Raw genomic sequence first — 18,539 nt, 5'->3', positions numbered from 1 at the left:
GAAGCTGTGGGGTTGCTGTGAGGCGGCTCGGGAAGAGTGGCAGGGGATCACGGTGGCTGTCAGGACCGCGTCACGAACTTGGCCGGAAATGGTTCGTTGACCGGATGTTCATGTCCGCTATGCGGACCGCTTGCCCGGTGGCCATTTCCGGGCGTCCCCTAGGGTGGGCCCCGGCGCGCGGGGCGTCGGACACGGGGGGTCGTGATGAACGGTCGGGGAACACTGGGGCGCGCGGTGCGCGTGGGCCTGCTCGTGGCGGGCGTTCCGGCGCTGCCGTGGGCGGCCCTGTGTCTGGTGGTCGCCGCGGTCGAGTTCCTCCGCGGCGGGGACACCGCGCTCGCCGCCGCCGACCTGCGCGCCGCCGGTCTGCTCGTCGGCGGCACCCTGCTCGTCGGCGCGGTGACCGGACTGGTCCTCGCCGGCGTCCTGACCCTCGTCGCCCGGCTGCTGCGCGGCACCGCGGGCCTGGTCCTCGCGGGCGCGCTGCTCGTCGGGCTGCTCTTCCCCGCCGTACTCCTGCTGCTGGGCGCGGCGAGCGACGGCGGCTACGCGGAGATCGCGGTGGCGTTCCTGCTGTGGCCGGTGATGGCCGGGGTGGCCGCCTTCCACAGCCCCGACATCGTGGGCCGTACCCGCGACCGCGCCTGGCTCTGGCGCCCGGGTCCGGCGGCACGGCTGCGCCGGGGCTGACCCGGAGGACGAATCGGGCGGCGCCGGTCACCCCGGTGGGCCCGCGCGCCGCACACGCCCCCGCACCGGCCCAGCGGGCGGTCAGCCCAGGATGCCCCGGTCGTACGCCACCGCCACCGCGGCCGCGCGGTCGCTGACGCCCAGTTTGGCGTAGAGGTGGGTGAGATGGGTTTTCACCGTGGCCTCGCTGATGAACAGCTCGCGGGCGATCTCGCGGTTGGAGGTGCCCCTGGCGACCAGGGCGAGGACCTCGCGCTCGCGGGCCGACAGCGGCTCGTTGCCGGGGGAGCGGGGCGCGCGGACCGCGTGCACCAGCCGGGAGGCGACCGCGGGGGAGAGGACCGTACGGCCCTCGGCGGCGGCCCGCACCGCGGTGCAGAGTTCCTCACGCGGGGCGTCCTTGAGGAGGTAGCCGGTCGCACCCGCCTCGATCGCCGGAAGGGTGTCGGAGTCGGTGTCGTAGGTGGTGAGGACCAGCACCTTGGCGCGGGCGCCGCGGCGGGTCAGCTCGCGGATGGCGTCCACCCCGGAGCCGCCGGGCATGCGCAGGTCCATCAGGATGACGTCCGGGTCCAGGGCCGCGGCCCGGTCGACCGCCTCCACCCCGTTCGCGGCCTCGCCGAGGACGGTGAAGCCGGGCGTGGACGCGAACATGCCGCGCAGACCGTCCCGGACCACCGGGTGGTCGTCGACGATCAGCAGGGAGATGGAGGGCTCAACGGTCATCGCCCACCAACGGTACGCGAACCGACACCGCCGTGCCGTGCCCCGGTTCGGACTCCACGGTGAGGGCGCCCGCGATGCGTTCCGCGCGGGCTCGCATGCCGGCCAGCCCGAACCCCCCGGCCCTGGTGCGGGCCGGTACGGCGGCCGGATCGAAACCGGTGCCGTCGTCGCGGATGTCGAGGCTCACCTCGTCGCCCATGAAGGACAGGGTGACGCCGACGCGGGACGCGCGCGCGTGCCGGGCCGCGTTGGACAGCGCCTCCTGGGCGATGCGCAGCAGGGTCGCCGCGACCTCGTCGTGCAGCTGCTCGGCGGTGCCGGTGACGGTGAAGTCCGCCCGCACACCGGTGCGTTCGGCCCACTCTCCGACCGTCTTCTTCAGCGCCTCCGGCAGCCCGTCGGCGGCCAGCGCGACCGGCGCGAGATTGTGCACCGAGCGGCGGGCCTCGCCGAGGCTGTGCCGGGCGAGGGCGCTGGCGCGGTCCAGATGGGTGCGGGCGGTGGCCAGATCGGGGGCGTTCGCCACGACCTGGAGCTGGGCGATGATGCCGGTCAGGCCCTGGGCGAGGGTGTCGTGGATCTCGGCGGCCAGCCGGCGTCGCTCGTCCGCGACGCCCGCCTCCCGCGCCTGGAGCAGCAGTTGGGCGTGCAGGGCGGCGTTCTCGTCCAGCGCCTGCTGCAACGCGGTGTTGGTGCGTTCCAGTTCGGCGATGGTCTCGGCCTGCACGAGGGCGTGGGTCTGCTCCTGCTCGGCGTACCGGGTGAAGACGCTCACCAGGCCCATGTTGACGGCCAGGACGAGGAAGTAGCCGACCCACAGGACCGGCCCGTGCGGCGGCCAGCCGCCGATCTCGCTGCCCGCCATGGTGACGGCGGTCAGGAAGAGACCGGGCATCACCCAGCGGCGCGGCAGCTCCCGGGCCGCCGTGTAGTAGCCGGTGACGGCGTAGAAGGCGAAGAACGGGTTGGCCCAGGTCAGCACGAAGGCGATGGCCCAGCGCAGCAGATAGAGGCAGACCCCGGTCCGGCTCGGGCCCGGCCGGGTGCGCCGCACCCTGCCCCAGTACAGCTGGAGGGCGACGGCCGCGGGCACGAGGGCGGCGGCGACGACCGTCGCGGACCGGTGCATCCCGGTCAGCCGGGAGGACAGGGCCGCCGCCAGGACACCGGCGGCCAGCAGCATCCAGGGACCCCAGCTGTCGAAGGTCGCCCGGGGCTGCCCGGACGCGCCGCTCCTCGTCCCGCGGCCGCTCTTCGTCGTACCGCCGCCGCTCATGGTCGTCCCCCGCCGCTCGTCATCCCCCCAGTGTCCGGCACGGCCCGCTCACTCCCAGCGGAACCAGCGGGCCGCCGCGGCGGTCAGCAGCACGGTCCAGCCCGCGAGCACCCCCAGGTGGGACCAGCCCGGCCAGGTGCCGGCGGCCGCCTCGCCCAGCGCCCGGGCCGCCGCACCGAACGGGGTCAGCTGCACCACGCGGGCCAGGGTGTGCGGCATCTCCTGCACCGGCAGCCACAGCCCCGCGCAGAACATCATCGGGAAGAACACCGCCGAGCCGATCGCGCTCGCGATCTTCGTGGTACGGGACAGCGCCGAGACGACCGAGCCGAGGGCGAGCGCGGCGAGCGCCGCGAGGACCAGGGCCAGCAGATAGCCCCCCGGCTGCTCGGGCAGCCGTACGGCGAAGGCCAGCCGGCCGACGGTGAGCGCGAGCAGCGCCGAGGCCAGCGCGACCGTGCCCTGCACGGCCATCTGCGCCGACAGCAGCGCCGACGGCCGTACCGGCGTGAGCCGCATCCGGCGCAGGATGCCCCGCTCCCGGTAGCCCGTCAGGGCCTGCGGCAGCGACTGCACCCCGGACATGATCAGCGCGATCAGTACGGCGATGGGGACGTAGGCGTCGACCGGCCGCAGCCCGCCCAGGGACGCGTCGGGCCTGCGGAAGGAGGGGATCGAGCCGAGGATCACCAGGAGCAGCGTCGGGAACAGGAAGATCCAGAAGACGGCGCCGGGCTCCCGGCGGAACAGCCGGAACTCGGTGCGCAGAACGGCGGTGTTCATGCCGTGGCCTCCTCGGCCGTGCGGTTGGTCAGGTCCAGGAACGCGTCGTCGAGGGTGGCGTCGACCACGCGCAGCTGACGGGCGGTGATGTGGTGCCGGGCGAGCAGGGTGATGACCGCGTCGACGGTCTCGTCGGTGCCGGAGAGGGTGATCCGGCCGTCCTTGCGCTCGATCGAGGCGAGCGCGGGGAGACCGGCGAGGGCGTGGTCGTCCAGCGGGACGGACGGGGTGAAGCTGATGACGGTCGCGCCGGCCGAACGGCGGATCAGCCCGTCCGGGGTGTCCAGCGCCGCGACCCGCCCCTTGTCGATCACCGCGATCCGGTCGCAGAGCCGCTGCGCCTCCTCCATGAAATGGGTGACGAGCAGCACGGTGACGCCGCTCGCGCGGACGTCCTCGATCAGCTGCCAGGTGTCTCGGCGGGCGCGCGGGTCGAGCCCGGTGGTCAGCTCGTCCAGCACCACGACCCGGGGGTTGCCGATCAGGGCCAGCGCGATGAACAGCCGCTGCTGCTGCCCGCCGGACAGCTTGGCGAACCGGGTGCCGAGCTTGGGGACGAGACCGAGGCGTTCGGCGAGCGGCCGCCAGTCGGCGGGGCGCGGCGAGAACGAGGCGTACAGCTCCAGCGCCTCCCGGACGGTGAGCTTGGGCTGGAGCTCGCTCTGCTGGAGCTGGGCGCCGAGGACCAGGGCGACCCGGTCGTGGTCGGCGACCGGGTCGAGCCCGGCGACCCGGACCCGGCCGGCGTCGGGGACCCGCAGCCCCTCGACGCACTCCACGGTGGTGGTCTTGCCGGCGCCGTTCGGGCCGAGGATCCCGAAGATCTCGCCCTCCTCGACGGCGAAGGAGACGCCGTCGACCACGGCGCGGCCGCCGTAGGACTTGCGCAGACCGGTGACTTCGATGACGGATGGCATGCATCGAGACTCCCGCCCGGGCGGGGTCCGGCACATCGGCCGGCCCGCTCGAAACGGCATCAGCCGATCGGTTGATGCGCCGCTACGACCCATCGGTGCGCGGGGGTCCTAGGGCCAAGGGCGGAGGGTGGCCCGGCCAAAACTCGGTGGGCGATGTCAGTGCCGGTCCGTACGCTCGCGGTGATGCCCACGACACGTGCAACCACCGAGGACCGCTCCACCGTCCGCAGCCTGCTGCGGCTGTGGCCGTTCGTCCGCCCCATCGGCTTCCGGCTGTTCGGCGCCGCGCTGGTCGCGGTCACGGCCTCCTGTACGGGGCTGGTGATCCCGCTCGTGCTGAAGTGGATGGTGGACGGCCCGGTCGCCCACCGGGACCCGGCCGGGGTCTGGCTCGGCGCGCTGTACCTGCTGCTGCTCGGCCTGGCCGAGGCGGTCCTGTTCGGGATACGGCGCTGGCTGGTGGCGCGTCCGCTGTCCTCCGTCGAGGCCGAGATGCGCGGGCGGCTCTACCGGCACCTCCAGCGGCTCCCGGTGGCCTTCCACGACCGCTGGGCCTCCGGCCAGCTGCTGTCGCGGGCCACCACCGACCTGATGCTGCTGCGTCAGTTCCTCGCGTTCCCGCTGACGTTCCTGCTGGTCAACGGGGTGACCATTGTCGTGGGCGTGGTCATCATGCTGGTGCAGGACTGGGTGCTGGGGCTGGTCGTCCTCGCGCCGGCCCTGCCCGTGATCTGGACCTGCGCGCTCTTCGAGCGGCGGTACGCCGAGGTGGCCCGCCGCGCCCAGGACCAGGTCGGCGATCTGACCACCCTGGTCGAGGAGAGCGTGCTCGGCATCCGCATCGTCAAGGGGTTCGGCCGGCACCGCAGTCAGGCCCGGGCGTTCCGCGCGCTGTCGGGCACGCTGCGCGGCACCGAGCTGCGCAAGGCGCGGCTGCTGGCGGCCATCTGGGGCGTCATCGTGACCCTGCCCGAGCTGGCGATCGGGGCGGCGCTGGTGCTGGGGGCCGTTCGGGTGGCCGACGGCGAGCTGTCGGCGGGGACCCTGGTCGCCTTTCTGAGCACGGCGCTCGCGCTGCGCTGGCCGGTGGACTCCATCGGCTTCCTGCTGGCCATGAGCCAGGAGGCGGCGACGGCCACCGAGCGGTACTTCGAGGTGCTGGACGAGGCACCGGAGGAGACCACGGCCCGGGACGGCGGCGCCCACCGCGGCGAGCAGGACGGCGCCCGGCCGGGACTCAGCTTCCAGGGCGTCCAATTCCGCTACCCGGACGCACCCGCCGGCTCCGCACCCCTCCTCGACCACGTCGACCTGCATGTCCGGCCCGGCGAGTCCATGGCCCTGGTCGGCGCCACCGGCAGCGGCAAGACCACCCTCACCGCGCTGGTGCCGCGGCTGCACGAGGTCACCTCCGGCCGGATCACCCTGAACGGCGTCGACATCACCGCGATGCCCCGCGCGGAACTCCGCGCCAAGGTCTCCGTCGCTTTCGAGGAACCCACCCTCTTCTCCGCGAGCGTCGGGGAGAACGTCCTGATGGGCGCGGAGGACGGCGCGGGCGAGGAGGAGCTGGACCGCGCCCTTGCCATCGCCCAGGCCGACTTCGCGCACGCCCTCCCGCAGGGCACCGGCACCCGGGTCGGCGAGCAGGGCCTCAGCCTGTCCGGCGGCCAGCGGCAGCGTCTCGCGCTGGCCCGCGCGGTGGTCGGCCGGCCGGAGTTCCTGGTGCTGGACGACCCGCTGTCCGCGCTGGACGTGCACACGGAGGCCGCCGTGGAGGCCGCGCTGCGGCAGGTCCTCGCCGACACCACCGCGCTGATCGTGGCCCACCGCCCGTCCACGGTGCTGCTGGCCGACCGGGTCGCCCTGCTCTCCGGCGGCCGGATCGCGGCCGTGGGCACCCACCAGGAACTGCTGCGCACCAACGCCGAGTACGCGCATCTGATGTCCGGGGAGCCGGCCGGAGCACAGGGCGAACGGGAAGAACAGCGCGAACAGGGCGAACGGGAAGAACAGGGAGACCGCCGGTGACCAGCACGACCGCCTCCGCCGCCCCCGCCGGCCGTGACGACCACGACGGCGACCGGGGCGACGACCAGGACAACGCCGCCCACGCCGCCCGCGCCGACCGGGCGGCCCGGCCCGCCGGCGAGGACCCCTTCGACCGGGACGTCCTGCCCACCCCGCCCGGCGCCACCGCCGCCCTGCTGCGCTCGCTGCTGGCGCCGATGCGCGGCCGGGTCCTGTTCACCACGCTGCTCCTGCTGCTCCAGCAGGCGGCCGTGCAGGCGGGCCCGCTGCTGGTGGCGTACGCCCTCGACACCGCCGTACCGGCGTTCCGGGACCACCGGCACGGGCCGCTGGTCGCGGTCGCCGTCGGCTATCTGCTGTGCGCCCTGCTCTCCGGCGGGCTCCAGTTCTGGTTCATCGAGGCGTCGGCCCGGGTCAGCCAGGACGTGCTGCTCGACCTGCGCGGCCGGATCTTCCGGCACGCGCAGGCGCTGAGCATCGACTTCCACGAGCGGTACACCTCCGGACGGCTGATCTCCCGCTCCACCACCGATGTCGAGTCGCTGCGCGAACTCCTCAACGAGGGCTTGCAGGAGCTGGTGACCGTCGTCCTCTCCTTCGTGTACATCTCCGCGCTGCTGCTCTGGCTGGACCTCGGGCTGGGCGCGGTGGCGGTCGTCTCCTTCGTCCCGCTGTACCTGCTCGTCCGGCTCTACCAGCGGCGGGCCGGGCGGGTGTACCGGGAGCGGTCGACGGCGATCGCCGCGGTGATCGTGAAGTTCGTGGAGACGATGAACGGCATCCGGCCGGTGCGCGCCTTCCGCCGGGAGGCCGCCAACGACGCCGAGTTCACCGCGCTCAACACCCGGCACGAGCGGACGAACGGGGACGCGCTGCTGGAGATGGCCCGCTATGTGGTCGGCTCCCGCCTGGTGGCCAACACGGCGGTCGCGGGGATCGTGCTGTGGGGTGCCTACCGGGTGGCGTCCGACTCGCTGGAACTGGGCGTGCTGGCCGCCGCCGTGCTGTATCTGCGGCGGCTGTACGACCCCATCGACCGGCTCGGCATGTTCCTCAACTCCTACCAGTCGGCGGCGGCCTCCCTGGAGAAGATCGCCGGACTGCTGGCCCAGACGCCGTCCGTGCCGGAGCCCTCGGACCCGCGTGAACTCCCGCCCGCCAAGGGCGACTTCCCGGGCCGTGAGGTCGTCTTCGACGGGGTCTCCTTCGGTTACCGCACCGGCGGCGAGGTGCTGCCCCGCTTCGACCTGACCCTGCCGGCCGGACAGACCGTCGCGGTCGTCGGCTCCACCGGCGCCGGCAAGTCCACCCTCGCCAAGCTCCTCGCCCGCTTCTACGACCCCTCCGCCGGCCGGGTCCTGCTGGACGGGGTGGACCTGCGCGAGCTGGCCGCGCCGGAGCTGCGGCGCGGGGTGGTGATGGTGACCCAGGAGGCGTTCCTGTTCTCCGGGACGGTCGCGGACAACATCGCCATCGGCCGCCCGGACGCCACCCGGGAGGAGATCGAGCGCGCCGCGAAGGCGATCGGCGCGCACGAGTTCATCAGCGCGCTGCCCGACGGCTACGACACGGACGTCCGCAAGCGCGGCGGCCGTATCTCGGCCGGCCAGCGCCAGCTGGTCGCGTTCGCCCGGGCGTTGCTCGCCGACCCGGCCGTGCTGATCCTCGACGAGGCGACCAGCTCCCTGGACATCCCCGGGGAACGGGCCGTCCAGCGGGCGATGTCGACGGTCCTGCGGGGCCGTACGGCCGTGGTCATCGCCCACCGGCTGTCCACGGTGGAGATCGCGGACCGGGTGCTGGTGATGGAGCACGGCCGCATCGTCGAGGACGGCCACCCGACCGAACTGATCGCCGGCACCGGCAGGTTCGCCAACCTGCACAAGGCCTGGCGGGACAGTCTGGCGTAGCCCGCCTACGGCACCCCCAGCTCGAACAGGGCGTACCCCGCGTACGAGCCGGAGGCCAGGGCGGCGATGCCGAGCAGGGTGCACAGCAGGGGCAGCGACAGCCGGCGCATCGCGGCCGCGAGGGGCAGGAACAGGGGGAAGCAGGGCAGCAGATAGCGGGAGACGTTGGCGAAGATCTGCTGGCTGCCGAGGACCAGGGCGAGGGTCAGCACGGTGTAGACGACCAGCATGGCCGGGGGGCGCAGGCGCAGCAGCAGGGGGAGCAGGGCGAAGGCGAGCAGGACCACGGCGACGCCGATGACGTCGGAGAAGGGGTAGGAGAACAGATAGCCGCCGAAGTGGCCCACGGGCACGGACGTCAGCACGTCCAGGGTCTGCTTGCCGTAGTCGAACTCGTGCGCCCATGCGCCGGACTGGAGCTTGAAGTACCCGGTCAGGTCGCCCATCCGGTCGCCGACCCAGAGCAGATAGCCGAGCAGTCCCAGCGGGGCCAGGGCCGCCGCCAGCAGCGGGCGCGCCACCCCGTCCTCGCGCCGGCGCAGGGCGAGCAGCGCGGCGACGCCGAGCGCGGCGACCAGCGCGGCGGCGGTCGGCCGGTTGAGGCCGGCCGCGAAGGCGAGCGCCCCGGCGGTGAGCCAGCGGCGCGTCATGACCGCGTAGGCGGTCCAGACGGCCAGGGCCACGTAGAGGGAGTCGGAGTAGACCGCCCACTCCACCCCGGAGCCCGGCCACACCGCCCACAGCCCGGCCGCGGCGAACCCCGCCCGCCGGCCGCCGAAGCGTTCGGCGACGGCGTACACACCGAGCGCGGCGGCGAAGGACGCGAGGACGGAGACCAGCAGCCCCGCGCCGTACGAGCCGAGGCCGGTGACCGCGGAGGTCAGCCGCATCAGCGCCGGGTAGAGCGGGAAGAACGCCGCCGAGTTGCCCTCCAGCGTGATCAGGCCGGTGGCGCCCGGGACCGGGACCAGCTTCGGGTCGTAGCCGTGCAGCGCGATCTGCTGGTACCACCAGCCGTCCCAGGTCGCCAGCACGTCCCACACATGGGCGCCGCCGCCGAACCGCGGGTCCTTGGTGCGGTAGTCCCCGGCGGAGGACAGCAGATACATGAAGGAGCAGAAACCGGCCAGTTTCAGGCTGCCGTACAGCGCCAGCACCGGGCCGTGCCGGCGGGCGGCACGGCGGAGGCGGCCGGAGCCGGGTGCGGTGTCCACGGGCGGGGCCTCGACGGGGGGCAGGGTCGCGGTCATGCCGCCGGCCGTCCGGTGCGCGGGCGACGGCGGGCCAGCTCGCGCCGCATCCGTACGATCCCGCGCAGATCGGCCAGCGCGGTGGCGACGATGTCGACGCTGCTGTCCGGGTCGTCCACCCAGTCCACCGGCACCTCGTGGATGCGCAGGCCGGCCCGTTCGGCGTGCACCAGCAGCTCGGTGTCGAAGAACCACTCCCCGTCCCGCACCAGTGGCAGCAGCCGCTCGGCGGCCTCCCGCCGCACCGCCTTGAAACCGCACTGCGCGTCCGAGAAGCCGACGGCGAGCGTGCAGCGCAGCAGGACGTTGTAGCAGCGCGAGATGACCTCCCGCTTGGGGCCGCGCACCACCCGCGCACCGGGCGCCAGCCGGGTGCCGATGGCCAGGTCGGAGTGGCCGGATATCAGCGGGGCCACCAGCGGCAGCAGGGCCGCGAGTCCCGTCGACAGGTCGACGTCCAGGTAGGCCAGCACGGGTGCCCGGGACCCCGTCCAGGCCGCCCGCAGCGCCCGGCCGCGCCCCTTCTCCGGCAGCCGGAGCGAGACCACCTCGGGCAGCTCGTCCGCGAGCCGGGCGGCGATGGCCGGGGTGCCGTCGGTGCTCGCGTTGTCGGCGACGGTGATGCGGAACGGGTAGGGGAAGGTGTCCCGCAGATGCGCGTGCAGCCGCCGGACGTTCGGCTCCAGGTCCTTCTCCTCGTTGAACACCGGTACGGCCACGTCCAGGACGGGCTCCTCGTGGTGGGTGGGCAGCGGTGTGCGCCGGGGTGCCGGTGCCAGGGCCGAGGACCGGCCGGTGCGGAGTTTCATCACGTGTCTTCCCCGTTTGTTGCTGGTGGTCGGGCATGCCGCGGGCATGTGGCGGCATGCCGGTGACATGCGGTCGGTGGTGCGGGTCGATGGGTGGTGCGGGCCGGTCGGGTCAGCCGGGTGGTCCGGACCGTGCCGAGGAGGTGGCCGAGGAGGTGGCCGGGGGACCGGCCGGGATGGTCGTCGTCGCGGTGACCGGCGGGGCCGTGGACGGCTCCCGCGCGGTGGCGGACGCGGTGGCGGAGGCGGTGGCGGACGGAGGCCGCGGGCTCGTGGTCGCCGAACTCCCCGTCGTCGTGGGCGGGTAGGACGCCGAGGCGGTGTTCTCGGGGGGTGCCCCGGCCGTCGTCGGGGGGACCGACGGCGGCGCGGTGGGGGTGGCCGACGGCGTCGCGGGCGTGGTCGGGCTCGGCCCGGGCGTCGCGCTGCTCGCGGGCCGGGGCTGCGGGGCGCTGGGCCGGTCGTCGGTGTGGCCGTGCGGCCACAGCAACAGGCCGAGGCCCAGCCCGGCGACGACGACCACGGAACCGGCGGCCCGGCGCGCCGCCCGCACCCGGCGACGGCTGCGCACACCCGCGCGCAGCCGCTCCCGGTGCCGGGGCTCGAAGGGCGTCTGCTCCTGCGCGGTGCGCATCAGCCGGGTCAGCTGCCGCTCGAAGTGATCCGGGCCGGCGGCGCGGTCCCGGTGGTCGGCGTCGGCCCCGTCCCGCACCCGCTTCAGGTGGTCCAGCTCGTCCATGGGTCCTCCCTCACCCCACCGGCTCGATGACGTCGGCCAGCAGCAGGCGCAGCCTGGCCACTCCGCGCGCGGCATGGGACCGGGCCGTGCCCACCGGGCAGCCCAGGGCCTCGGCCACCTGACGGTCGGGCAGGTCCTGGTAGTAGCGCAGCACCACGGCGGCCCGCTGCCGCGGCGTCAGCTGGGCGAGCGCCGCCTCCAGCCGGGACCGCTCGGCCACGGCCGCCGACAGATCACCGGTCACGGCCTCCTCGGGCAGCTCCGCGACGGGCCGTTCGCCCCACCAGCGCCGCCGGGCGGAGCGGGCCGCGGCCCGCGCCAGCACCGTGCGCACATACGCCTCCGGCGCCTCCTCGGCGACCTTCGGCCACACGAACCACAGCTTGACCAAGGACTCCTGCAACAGGTCCTCGGCCCGGTGCCGGTCCCCTCCGGTGAGCAGACGGGCCAGGTGGAACAGGACCGACCAGCGGGCCGCCACGAACGCGTCGTACTCACCGGCCCGTGCCTGCTCCATCCCCACGATCCCCGCTCTCGCCGGCTGTCTCCACAAGGGGAAAGGCCCTGGACCCCCTCATGCGCTGCATCCGGCGGACGTGATCCGTGTCACGCACAGCCCGCGCACAGCATCAGACGACCCGCAGCAGCAGTGCCGTCCGCGCCTCCACCGTGAGCTCGGTCCCGGCCCGGTGGACCGTGCCCGGTGCCTCGCTCTGCTCCTCCCGGGAGGTGTCCACGAGCACCTCGTAGCCCTCGGCCCACGGCGGGCCGGGCAGCACGAAGGGGGTCGGGCGGTCGCCCGCGTGCAGCACCGCGAGGAAGCTGTCGTCCACCACCGGCGCGCCCCGCTCGTCCCGGCCCGGGATGTCCCGCCCGGAGAGGTACATGCCGAGCGTGGCCGCCGGCGCGTACCAGTCGCCCTCGGTCATCTCCGCGCCCCGCGCGGTGAACCAGGCCAGGTCGCGCAGCCCGTCCGCGGAGTGCGCGCGGCCGGAGAAGAAGGCGCGGCGGCGCAGCACCGGGTGCCGGTGGCGCAGACCGATGAGCCGCGAGGTGAGGTCGAACAGCGGCCGCCAGTCCGGGTCGTCCAGCAGGGACCAGTCCAGCCAGCCGATCTCGTTGTCCTGGCAGTAGGCGTTGTTGTTGCCGCGCTGGGTGCGGCCCAGTTCGTCGCCGGCGACCAGCATGGGCACCCCGGTGGACAGCAGCAGCGTGGTGAGCAGGTTGCGCAGCTGGCGGCGGCGCAGCGCCCGCACCCGCTCGTCGTCCGTCTCGCCCTCGGCCCCGCAGTTCCAGGAGCGGTTGTCGCCGGTGCCGTCGCGGTTGTCCTCGCCGTTGGCCTCGTTGTGCTTGCGCTCGTACGACACCAGGTCGCGCAGCGTGAACCCGTCGTGCGCGGTGACGAAGTTGACCGAGGCGTACGGGCGGCGGCCGCCCCACGCGTACAGGTCGCTGGAGCCGGACAGCCGGTAGCCCATCTCGCGCACATCCGGCAGGGCGTGCCGCCAGAAGTCCCGTACGGCGTTGCGGTAGCGGTCGTTCCACTCCGTCCACAGCGGCGGGAACGCGCCCACCTGGTAGCCGCCGGAGCCGATGTCCCACGGTTCGGCGATGAGCTTCACCCGGCGCAGCACGGGGTCCTGGGCGATGACCGCGAGGAAGGGGGAGAGCATGTCGACGTCGTGCATCGAGCGGGCCAGCGCCGCCGCGAGGTCGAAGCGGAAGCCGTCCACGCCCATCTCGGTCACCCAGTAGCGCAACGAGTCGGTGATCAGGCGCAGCACCTGGGGCTGGACCACGTGCAGGGTGTTGCCGCAGCCGGTGTAGTCGGCGTAGCGGCGGGCGTCGTCCTGGAGGCGGTAGTAGCCGCGGTTGTCGATGCCCTTGAGGGACAGGGTCGGACCCAGCTCGCCCGCCTCCGCGGTGTGGTTGTAGACCACGTCAAGGATGACCTCGATGCCGGCCGCGTGCAGCGCGCGGACCATCCGCTTGAACTCGCCGACCTGCTGTCCGGTCGTACCGGAGGCCGCGTAGCCGGCGTGCGGGGCGAAGTAGCCGATGGAGTTGTAGCCCCAGTAGTTGCGCAGGCCGCGGCTGAGCAGGTGGTCCTCGTGCGCGAACTGGTGCACCGGCAGCAGCTCCACGGCCGTGACGCCCAGCCGCACCAGGTGCTCGATCGCGGCCGGGTGCGCGAGCCCCGCGTAGGTGCCGCGCAGGTGCTCCGGGATGCCCGGGTGCAGCTTGGTGAAGCCGCGCACATGCAGCTCGTAGATCACCGAGTCCGCCCAGGGCGTCTTGGGGCGGCGGTCGTCGGACCAGTCGTCGTCATCGTGGACGACGACGCCCTTCGGGACGTACGGCGCCGAGTCGCGGTCGTCCCGGACGGTGTCCGCCACCTGCTGCTCGGGCCAGTCCCGGACATGCCCGTAGACCTCCGGCGGGAGGGTGAACTCGCCGTCCACGGCCCGGGCGTACGGGTCCAGAAGCAGCTTGGCCGGGTTCCAGCGGGCGCCGGTCCACGGGTCCCAGCGGCCGTCCACCCGGTAGCCGTACCGCTGCCCGGGCATCACGCCCGGTACGAACCCGTGCCAGATCTCGTGCGTCAGCTCGGTCAGCCGGACCCGGGTCTCCCGTCCCCGTTCGTCGAACAGGCACACCCGGACCGCCTCGGCACCCGCCGCCCACAGCGCGAAGTTGGTGCCCGCGACCCCGTCCGGCCCGACCCGGAACCGCGCCCCGAGCGGGGTCGGCGTGCCCGGCCACACGGTGGGGGCGGGTGGTACGGAGTGCCGGACGACGCCGTTCGCCCCGGCGGCCGCCGGAATCCCGTCCCCGGCCGCCGGTTCTCCGGCCGGTGCCCGCTGCTCGGCTGCGCTCGTCACCTGTCGGCCCCTCTTTCAGTGGCGCGCCAAGGGGCGGCGCGCCCGGCCGCACGGCAGTGCCGGGTGTGCCCGGCCACCGCTACGGCTGCGCCCCGACGGCTCTGCACGGGCGCGGCGGCTCCCCGATGTTGTCGTCCTTCCCTCTTTTCTGCCCAGTGCGTGGGTCGCACTCACGTTTCCCCGGAGCGGGCCCGTCGTTGAGCCCCGCGTGAGGCACGCACAAGGACGCGCACGGCGCGCGGGGGCCGCACTGGCCGCCGTACTGATGTGGACGGGGCTGCTGGCCGGCTGCTCCGCGGACGGCTCCGGGCCGCTCGGACTGGGCGGCGGGCCCGGTAGCCCCCCGGCGCCCGAGGACGTCATCCGCGTCAGCCCCGGCGACGGCAGCAGCGCCGTGCGCCCCGGGCAGCGGCTGCGGGTGCGGGTGCCCGAAGGGCGGCTGGAGAAGGTGACCGTGACGAAGTCCCAGGACGCGCAGGACGCGCCGGTCCCCGGGCACATCAGCGGCGACGGGCTGACCTGGCGGCCGGACCGGGACCGGCTCGCGCTCGCCGCCCGGTACACGGTCGACGCGGTCGCGCTGGACTCCGAGGGCCGCCGCTCGGCCCGCCACACCACCTTCACCACCTACGTCCCCGACCAGCGGTTCATCGCCTACGTCACCCCCGAGAACCGCGCCACCGTCGGCACCGGGATGATCGTCTCCCTCTCCTTCAGCCGGGAGATCACCGACCGCGCCGCCGTCGAACGCGCCGTACACGTCACCGCGCGGCCCCCCGTGGAGATCCGCCCGCACTGGTTCGGCAACGGCCGCCTGGACTTCCGCCCCGAGCGCTACTGGAAGCCCGGCACCGAGGTCACCGTCGGCCTCGGCCTCAGGGACGTCGAGGGCGCCAAGGGCCTGTACGGCCTCCAGTCCAAGACGTTCTCCTTCACCGTCGGCCGCAGCCAGGTCTCCCTGGTCGACGCGGAGCGGCACACCATGCAGGTGCGGCGCGACGGCCGGCTGCTCGCCACCGTCCCGATCACCGCGGGCGCCCCCGAGAACCCGACGTACAACGGGAAGATGGTGGTGATGGACATGCTGGAGGTCACCCGCATGAACAGCCACACGGTCGGCTTCGGCGGCGAGTACGACATCCCGGACGTCCCGCACGCCATGAAGCTCACCGACTCCGGCACCTTCCTGCACGGCAACTACTGGTCCCCGGACGCCCCGGGCCGGGTCAACGTCAGCCACGGCTGCGTGGGCCTCAGGGACGTCAAGGGCGGCAGCTCGGACACCCCGGCGGGCTGGTTCTTCGACCGCAGCCTCGTCGGCGACGTCGTCGAGGTCGTGCACAGCGAGGACAGGACGGTCGCCCCGGACAACGGCCTCGGCGGGTGGAACATGCCCTGGAAGGAGTGGAAAGCCGGCAGCGCGGTGAAGTAACCAGGTGGGAGGGCGCGTCGGAGGTCACGGTGGCAGGTTGAACTTGCGACAGAACGGTGACGTTTGTCTGACATCCCGCTCAAATCCCGACGGTTAACATGCGCACACCAAGATGTGGCGGGGAGCGGGCCCGGGGGGACCGGGGCCCGGCGAGGGGAGAACAACTTGAACGTGCGGCCGATGGCGGGGGCGTCGACGACGGGGCGGCGAGGCCGTAAGGGATGGGGGCTCATAGCCGGCGCGCTGGTGCTGTCGCTCGCCGCGTGCGGCGGCGGCGGTGACTCGGGCTCCGGCAAGGACGGCAAGGCCGAGGGCGGCGCCACCCAGCAGGGCGAGCAGCAGTCCACCGCAGCCGTCACCATCACACCCAAGTCCGGCGCCACGGGCGTCGACACCAGTGGCGCCCTGAAGGTCGCCGTGGCCAAGGGCAGGCTGACCGAGGTCACCGTCAAGGACGAGAAGGGCGCCACGGTCGCCGGCACCCTCGCCGGCGACGGCGCGTCCTGGACGCCGTCGACCCACCTGGCCGCCGCCACCAAGTACACGGTGCACGCGGTCGCCAAGGACTCCGCGGGCCGCGCGGCCGCCGAGGACTCCACCTTCACCACGCTGACCCCGAGGAACACCTTCCTCGGCTCCTTCACCCCCGAGGACGGCTCCACCGTCGGCGTCGGGATGCCGTTCTCCGTCAACTTCACGCGTGGCATCACCCACCCGGACGCGGTGAAGCAGGCCATCAGGATCAAGACCGAGCCGCCCGTCGACGTCGAGGGCCACTGGTTCGGCAACGACCGCCTGGACTTCCGCCCGGAGAAGTACTGGAAGGCCGGCACCAAGGTCACCGTCGACCTGAACCTCGACGGCGTCGAGGGCCGCGACGGCGTCTACGGCAAGCAGCACCGGACGGTGAAGTTCACCATCGGGCGCAACCAGGTCTCCATCGTGGACGCCAAGAAGCACACGATGAAGATCACCCAGGACGGCAAGGTCATCAAGACCCTCCCGGCCACCACCGGCAAGCCCGGCTACGACACCTGGAACGGCCAGATGGTCATCAGCGAGAAGCTGACGGTGACCCGGATGAACGGCGAGACCGTCGGCTACGGCGGCGAGTACGACATCAAGGACGTCCCGCACGCCATGCGCCTGACCACCTCCGGCACCTTCATCCACGGCAACTACTGGGGCGGCGACGCCTTCGGCAACTACAACGCCAGCCACGGCTGCGTCGGCCTGCGCGATGTGCGCGGCGGCTACGACAGCTCCGTCCCGGCGGCCTGGTTCTTCAACCACTCGATCATCGGCGACGTGGTCGTCGTCCGGCACTCCGACGACCGCACGGTGGACCCGGCCAACGGGCTCAACGGCTGGAACATGTCGTGGGCGGACTGGAAGAAGTGACCCCCTGACGAACGGAAGGGCCCGGTGCTGTGACCTACGGCACCGGGCCCTTCCGCGTTAGTGGCCGTTAACCTGCATCCCATGACCGTCTCTCTCGAAGTCGACGAAGGCGTCGGCACCCTGCGGCTCGACCGGCCCCCGATGAACGCGCTGGACATCGCCACCCAGGACCGGCTGAAGGAGCTGGCCGAAGAGATCACCCGCCGCGACGACGTGCGCGCCGTGGTGATCTACGGCGGCGAGCGGGTGTTCGCGGCCGGCGCGGACATCAAGGAAATGCAGAACATGGACCACACCGCGATGGTCCTGCGCGCCCGCGGCCTCCAGGACTCCTTCACCGCCGTGGCCCGCATCCCCAAGCCGGTCGTCGCCGCCGTCACCGGCTACGCCCTCGGCGGCGGCTGCGAGCTGGCCCTGTGCGCCGACTACCGGATCGCCGCCGACAACGCCAAGCTCGGCCAGCCCGAGATCCTGCTCGGCCTGATCCCGGGCGCCGGCGGCACCCAGCGGCTGCCCCGGCTGATCGGTCCCTCCAAGGCCAAGGACCTCATCTTCACCGGCCGTCAGGTCAAGGCCGACGAGGCCCTCGCGATCGGCCTGGTCGACCGGGTCGTACCAGCCGCCGAGGTCTACGAGCAGGCGCACGCCTGGGCCGCCCGGCTGGCCACGGGCCCGGCGCTCGCGCTGCGCGCCGCCAAGGAGTCGATCGACAGCGGGATCGAGACCGACCTGGAGACCGGGCTCACCGTGGAGCGCAACTGGTTCGCCGGGCTCTTCGCCACCGAGGACCGCGAGCTGGGCATGCGCAGCTTCGTCGAGGAGGGGCCGGGCAAGGCCAAGTTCACCTGAGCCTCGGCCGTGTGAACTCCACGACAACTCCCCCCGGGACACTTGCAATTGACGCGTCGTCTCATCCGGGTCCCTCGATGGGGCGGTTTATGGGAACCTTAAGGCGACCTTAAGCCTGTGCCGTCGAGGGAGCCTGACGATTGCCCGGACATGAGCCGTCTTCGCAGGTCAACCAGGCTGTTTCGGGCATCGTAATGCCTTCGGCATATGACGAACCGCGGGCGCGGGACGGGGGCGTGCGGGGGGCGTATTCCTCCGGAACGGCCCCCAAGGCGGCTGCGGACGGCCATCATGGGGGCATGGCGGGGCTGGAGGGCATCGAACAGCCGCGGGGACACAGCCGTGCGGCCGCGGCACGCTGGTCGCCCGCGGTCGAGGACGAACGGGCGCTCAAGGCGCTCGAACTGTTCGGCAACCCGACGGAGGCGGAGGTACCGCTGCCGTCCCGCCCGGAGTCCGCGGCCACCGCCCGCCGGCTCGCCCAGGTCGTCGTCCTGCGCACCTGGCGGCTGACCCCCAAGCTGACCGAGGACACGGTCTTACTCGTGTCGGAGCTCGTCGGCAACGCCGTACGGCACACCGGTGCCCGCGTCTTCGGACTGCGGATGCGCCGCCGCCCCGGCTGGATCCGCGTCGAGGTCCGCGACCCCTCGCGCGGCCTGCCCTGTCTGATGCCGGTTCAGGAGCTGGACGTCAGCGGCCGCGGACTCTTCCTGGTGGACAAACTCTCCGACCGCTGGGGCGTGGATCTGCTGCCGCGCGGCAAGACCACCTGGTTCGAGATGCGGGTCGCCGACCGCTGACCGGGGCGCCGCCTCCTGTGTCGCCTCCGCTGCGACCCGGC

Annotated in this window: 15 protein-coding genes and 1 pseudogene; 7 read left to right on the top strand and 9 right to left on the bottom strand. The window is 73.3% G+C overall.

The features are described from left to right. Positions 1-204 precede the first annotated feature (204 nt). Complete coding sequence (locus ACFVIU_RS01480) at positions 205-690, top strand: hypothetical protein (RefSeq protein ID WP_385839863.1); 486 nt, start codon at positions 205-207, stop codon at positions 688-690. Positions 691-771: 81 nt separating this feature from the next. Here the strand turns inward: ACFVIU_RS01480 and ACFVIU_RS01475 are convergent, their stop codons facing one another. The 4 genes from ACFVIU_RS01475 to ACFVIU_RS01460 are packed head-to-tail and all read right to left on the bottom strand — an operon-like array spanning position 772 to position 4,392. Continuing rightward, positions 772-1,416 carry a response regulator gene (locus ACFVIU_RS01475; RefSeq protein ID WP_385839862.1) on the bottom strand — a complete coding sequence of 215 codons (645 nt, stop codon included), beginning with the start codon at positions 1,414-1,416 and terminating at the stop codon, positions 772-774. Then, positions 1,406-2,692: a sensor histidine kinase gene (locus tag ACFVIU_RS01470; protein WP_385839861.1), complete on the bottom strand. Its 1,287-nt coding sequence runs from the start codon at positions 2,690-2,692 to the stop codon at positions 1,406-1,408. Before ACFVIU_RS01470 ends, ACFVIU_RS01475 begins: the two co-directional genes overlap by 11 nt. A gap of 48 nt (positions 2,693-2,740) precedes the next feature. Continuing rightward, positions 2,741-3,475: an ABC transporter permease gene (locus tag ACFVIU_RS01465; protein ID WP_385839860.1), complete on the bottom strand. Its 735-nt coding sequence runs from the start codon at positions 3,473-3,475 to the stop codon at positions 2,741-2,743. Beyond that, the gene (locus ACFVIU_RS01460) at positions 3,472-4,392 is read right to left on the bottom strand and encodes an ABC transporter ATP-binding protein (protein WP_385839859.1); all 921 of its coding nucleotides are present in this window, start codon (positions 4,390-4,392) and stop codon (positions 3,472-3,474) included. Before ACFVIU_RS01460 ends, ACFVIU_RS01465 begins: the two co-directional genes overlap by 4 nt. Before the next feature lie 183 nt (positions 4,393-4,575). Here ACFVIU_RS01460 and ACFVIU_RS01455 point away from each other — a divergent pair, with 183 nt between their 5' ends. Next, positions 4,576-6,423, top strand: a complete 1,848-nt coding sequence (locus ACFVIU_RS01455) for an ABC transporter ATP-binding protein (RefSeq protein ID WP_385839858.1) — start codon at positions 4,576-4,578, stop codon at positions 6,421-6,423. Beyond that, positions 6,420-8,333: an ABC transporter ATP-binding protein gene (locus ACFVIU_RS01450; protein WP_385839857.1), complete on the top strand. Its 1,914-nt coding sequence runs from the start codon at positions 6,420-6,422 to the stop codon at positions 8,331-8,333. The genes ACFVIU_RS01455 and ACFVIU_RS01450 overlap by 4 nt, the downstream gene beginning before the upstream one ends. Before the next feature lie 5 nt (positions 8,334-8,338). Here ACFVIU_RS01450 and ACFVIU_RS01445 read toward each other — a convergent pair whose 3' ends face one another. From ACFVIU_RS01445 to glgX, 5 genes and pseudogenes are all read right to left on the bottom strand, one after another. Beyond that, positions 8,339-9,583 carry a hypothetical protein gene (locus ACFVIU_RS01445; protein ID WP_385839856.1) on the bottom strand — a complete coding sequence of 415 codons (1,245 nt, stop codon included), beginning with the start codon at positions 9,581-9,583 and terminating at the stop codon, positions 8,339-8,341. Between the two features lie 29 nt (positions 9,584-9,612). Then, positions 9,613-10,392 (bottom strand): annotated as a pseudogene (locus tag ACFVIU_RS01440) (dolichyl-phosphate beta-glucosyltransferase); the annotation flags it as partial. A 112-nt stretch (positions 10,393-10,504) separates the two neighbouring features. Further along, complete coding sequence (locus ACFVIU_RS01435; protein WP_385839855.1) at positions 10,505-11,131, bottom strand: hypothetical protein; 627 nt, start codon at positions 11,129-11,131, stop codon at positions 10,505-10,507. A gap of 10 nt (positions 11,132-11,141) precedes the next feature. Beyond that, positions 11,142-11,648: a SigE family RNA polymerase sigma factor gene (locus tag ACFVIU_RS01430; protein ID WP_385839854.1), complete on the bottom strand. Its 507-nt coding sequence runs from the start codon at positions 11,646-11,648 to the stop codon at positions 11,142-11,144. Between the two features lie 112 nt (positions 11,649-11,760). Next, positions 11,761-14,013 carry a glycogen debranching protein GlgX gene (glgX, locus tag ACFVIU_RS01425; protein ID WP_385839853.1) on the bottom strand — a complete coding sequence of 751 codons (2,253 nt, stop codon included), beginning with the start codon at positions 14,011-14,013 and terminating at the stop codon, positions 11,761-11,763. A 208-nt stretch (positions 14,014-14,221) separates the two neighbouring features. On the opposite strand from glgX, the gene ACFVIU_RS01420 reads away from it, so the two are divergent. From ACFVIU_RS01420 to ACFVIU_RS01405, 4 genes are all read left to right on the top strand, one after another. Next, positions 14,222-15,445 carry an Ig-like domain-containing protein gene (locus ACFVIU_RS01420; protein ID WP_385839852.1) on the top strand — a complete coding sequence of 408 codons (1,224 nt, stop codon included), beginning with the start codon at positions 14,222-14,224 and terminating at the stop codon, positions 15,443-15,445. Positions 15,446-15,610: 165 nt separating this feature from the next. Beyond that, on the top strand, positions 15,611-16,846 hold the full coding sequence (locus ACFVIU_RS01415; protein WP_385839851.1) for an Ig-like domain-containing protein: 1,236 nt from the start codon (positions 15,611-15,613) through the stop codon (positions 16,844-16,846). A gap of 81 nt (positions 16,847-16,927) precedes the next feature. After that, a complete protein-coding gene (locus ACFVIU_RS01410; protein ID WP_385839850.1) occupies positions 16,928-17,695 on the top strand; it encodes an enoyl-CoA hydratase/isomerase family protein in 768 nt (255 codons plus the stop codon). A gap of 299 nt (positions 17,696-17,994) precedes the next feature. Continuing rightward, complete coding sequence (locus ACFVIU_RS01405) at positions 17,995-18,498, top strand: ATP-binding protein (RefSeq protein WP_385839849.1); 504 nt, start codon at positions 17,995-17,997, stop codon at positions 18,496-18,498. The last annotated feature ends 41 nt before the right edge of the window (positions 18,499-18,539 follow it).

Source organism: Streptomyces sp. NPDC127190 (assembly GCF_042672505.1).
GTDB lineage: Bacteria > Actinomycetota > Actinomycetes > Streptomycetales > Streptomycetaceae > Streptomyces.
Note: the sequence above shows the minus strand (reverse complement) of the source record. Positions and strands in the feature narration are given on the sequence as shown.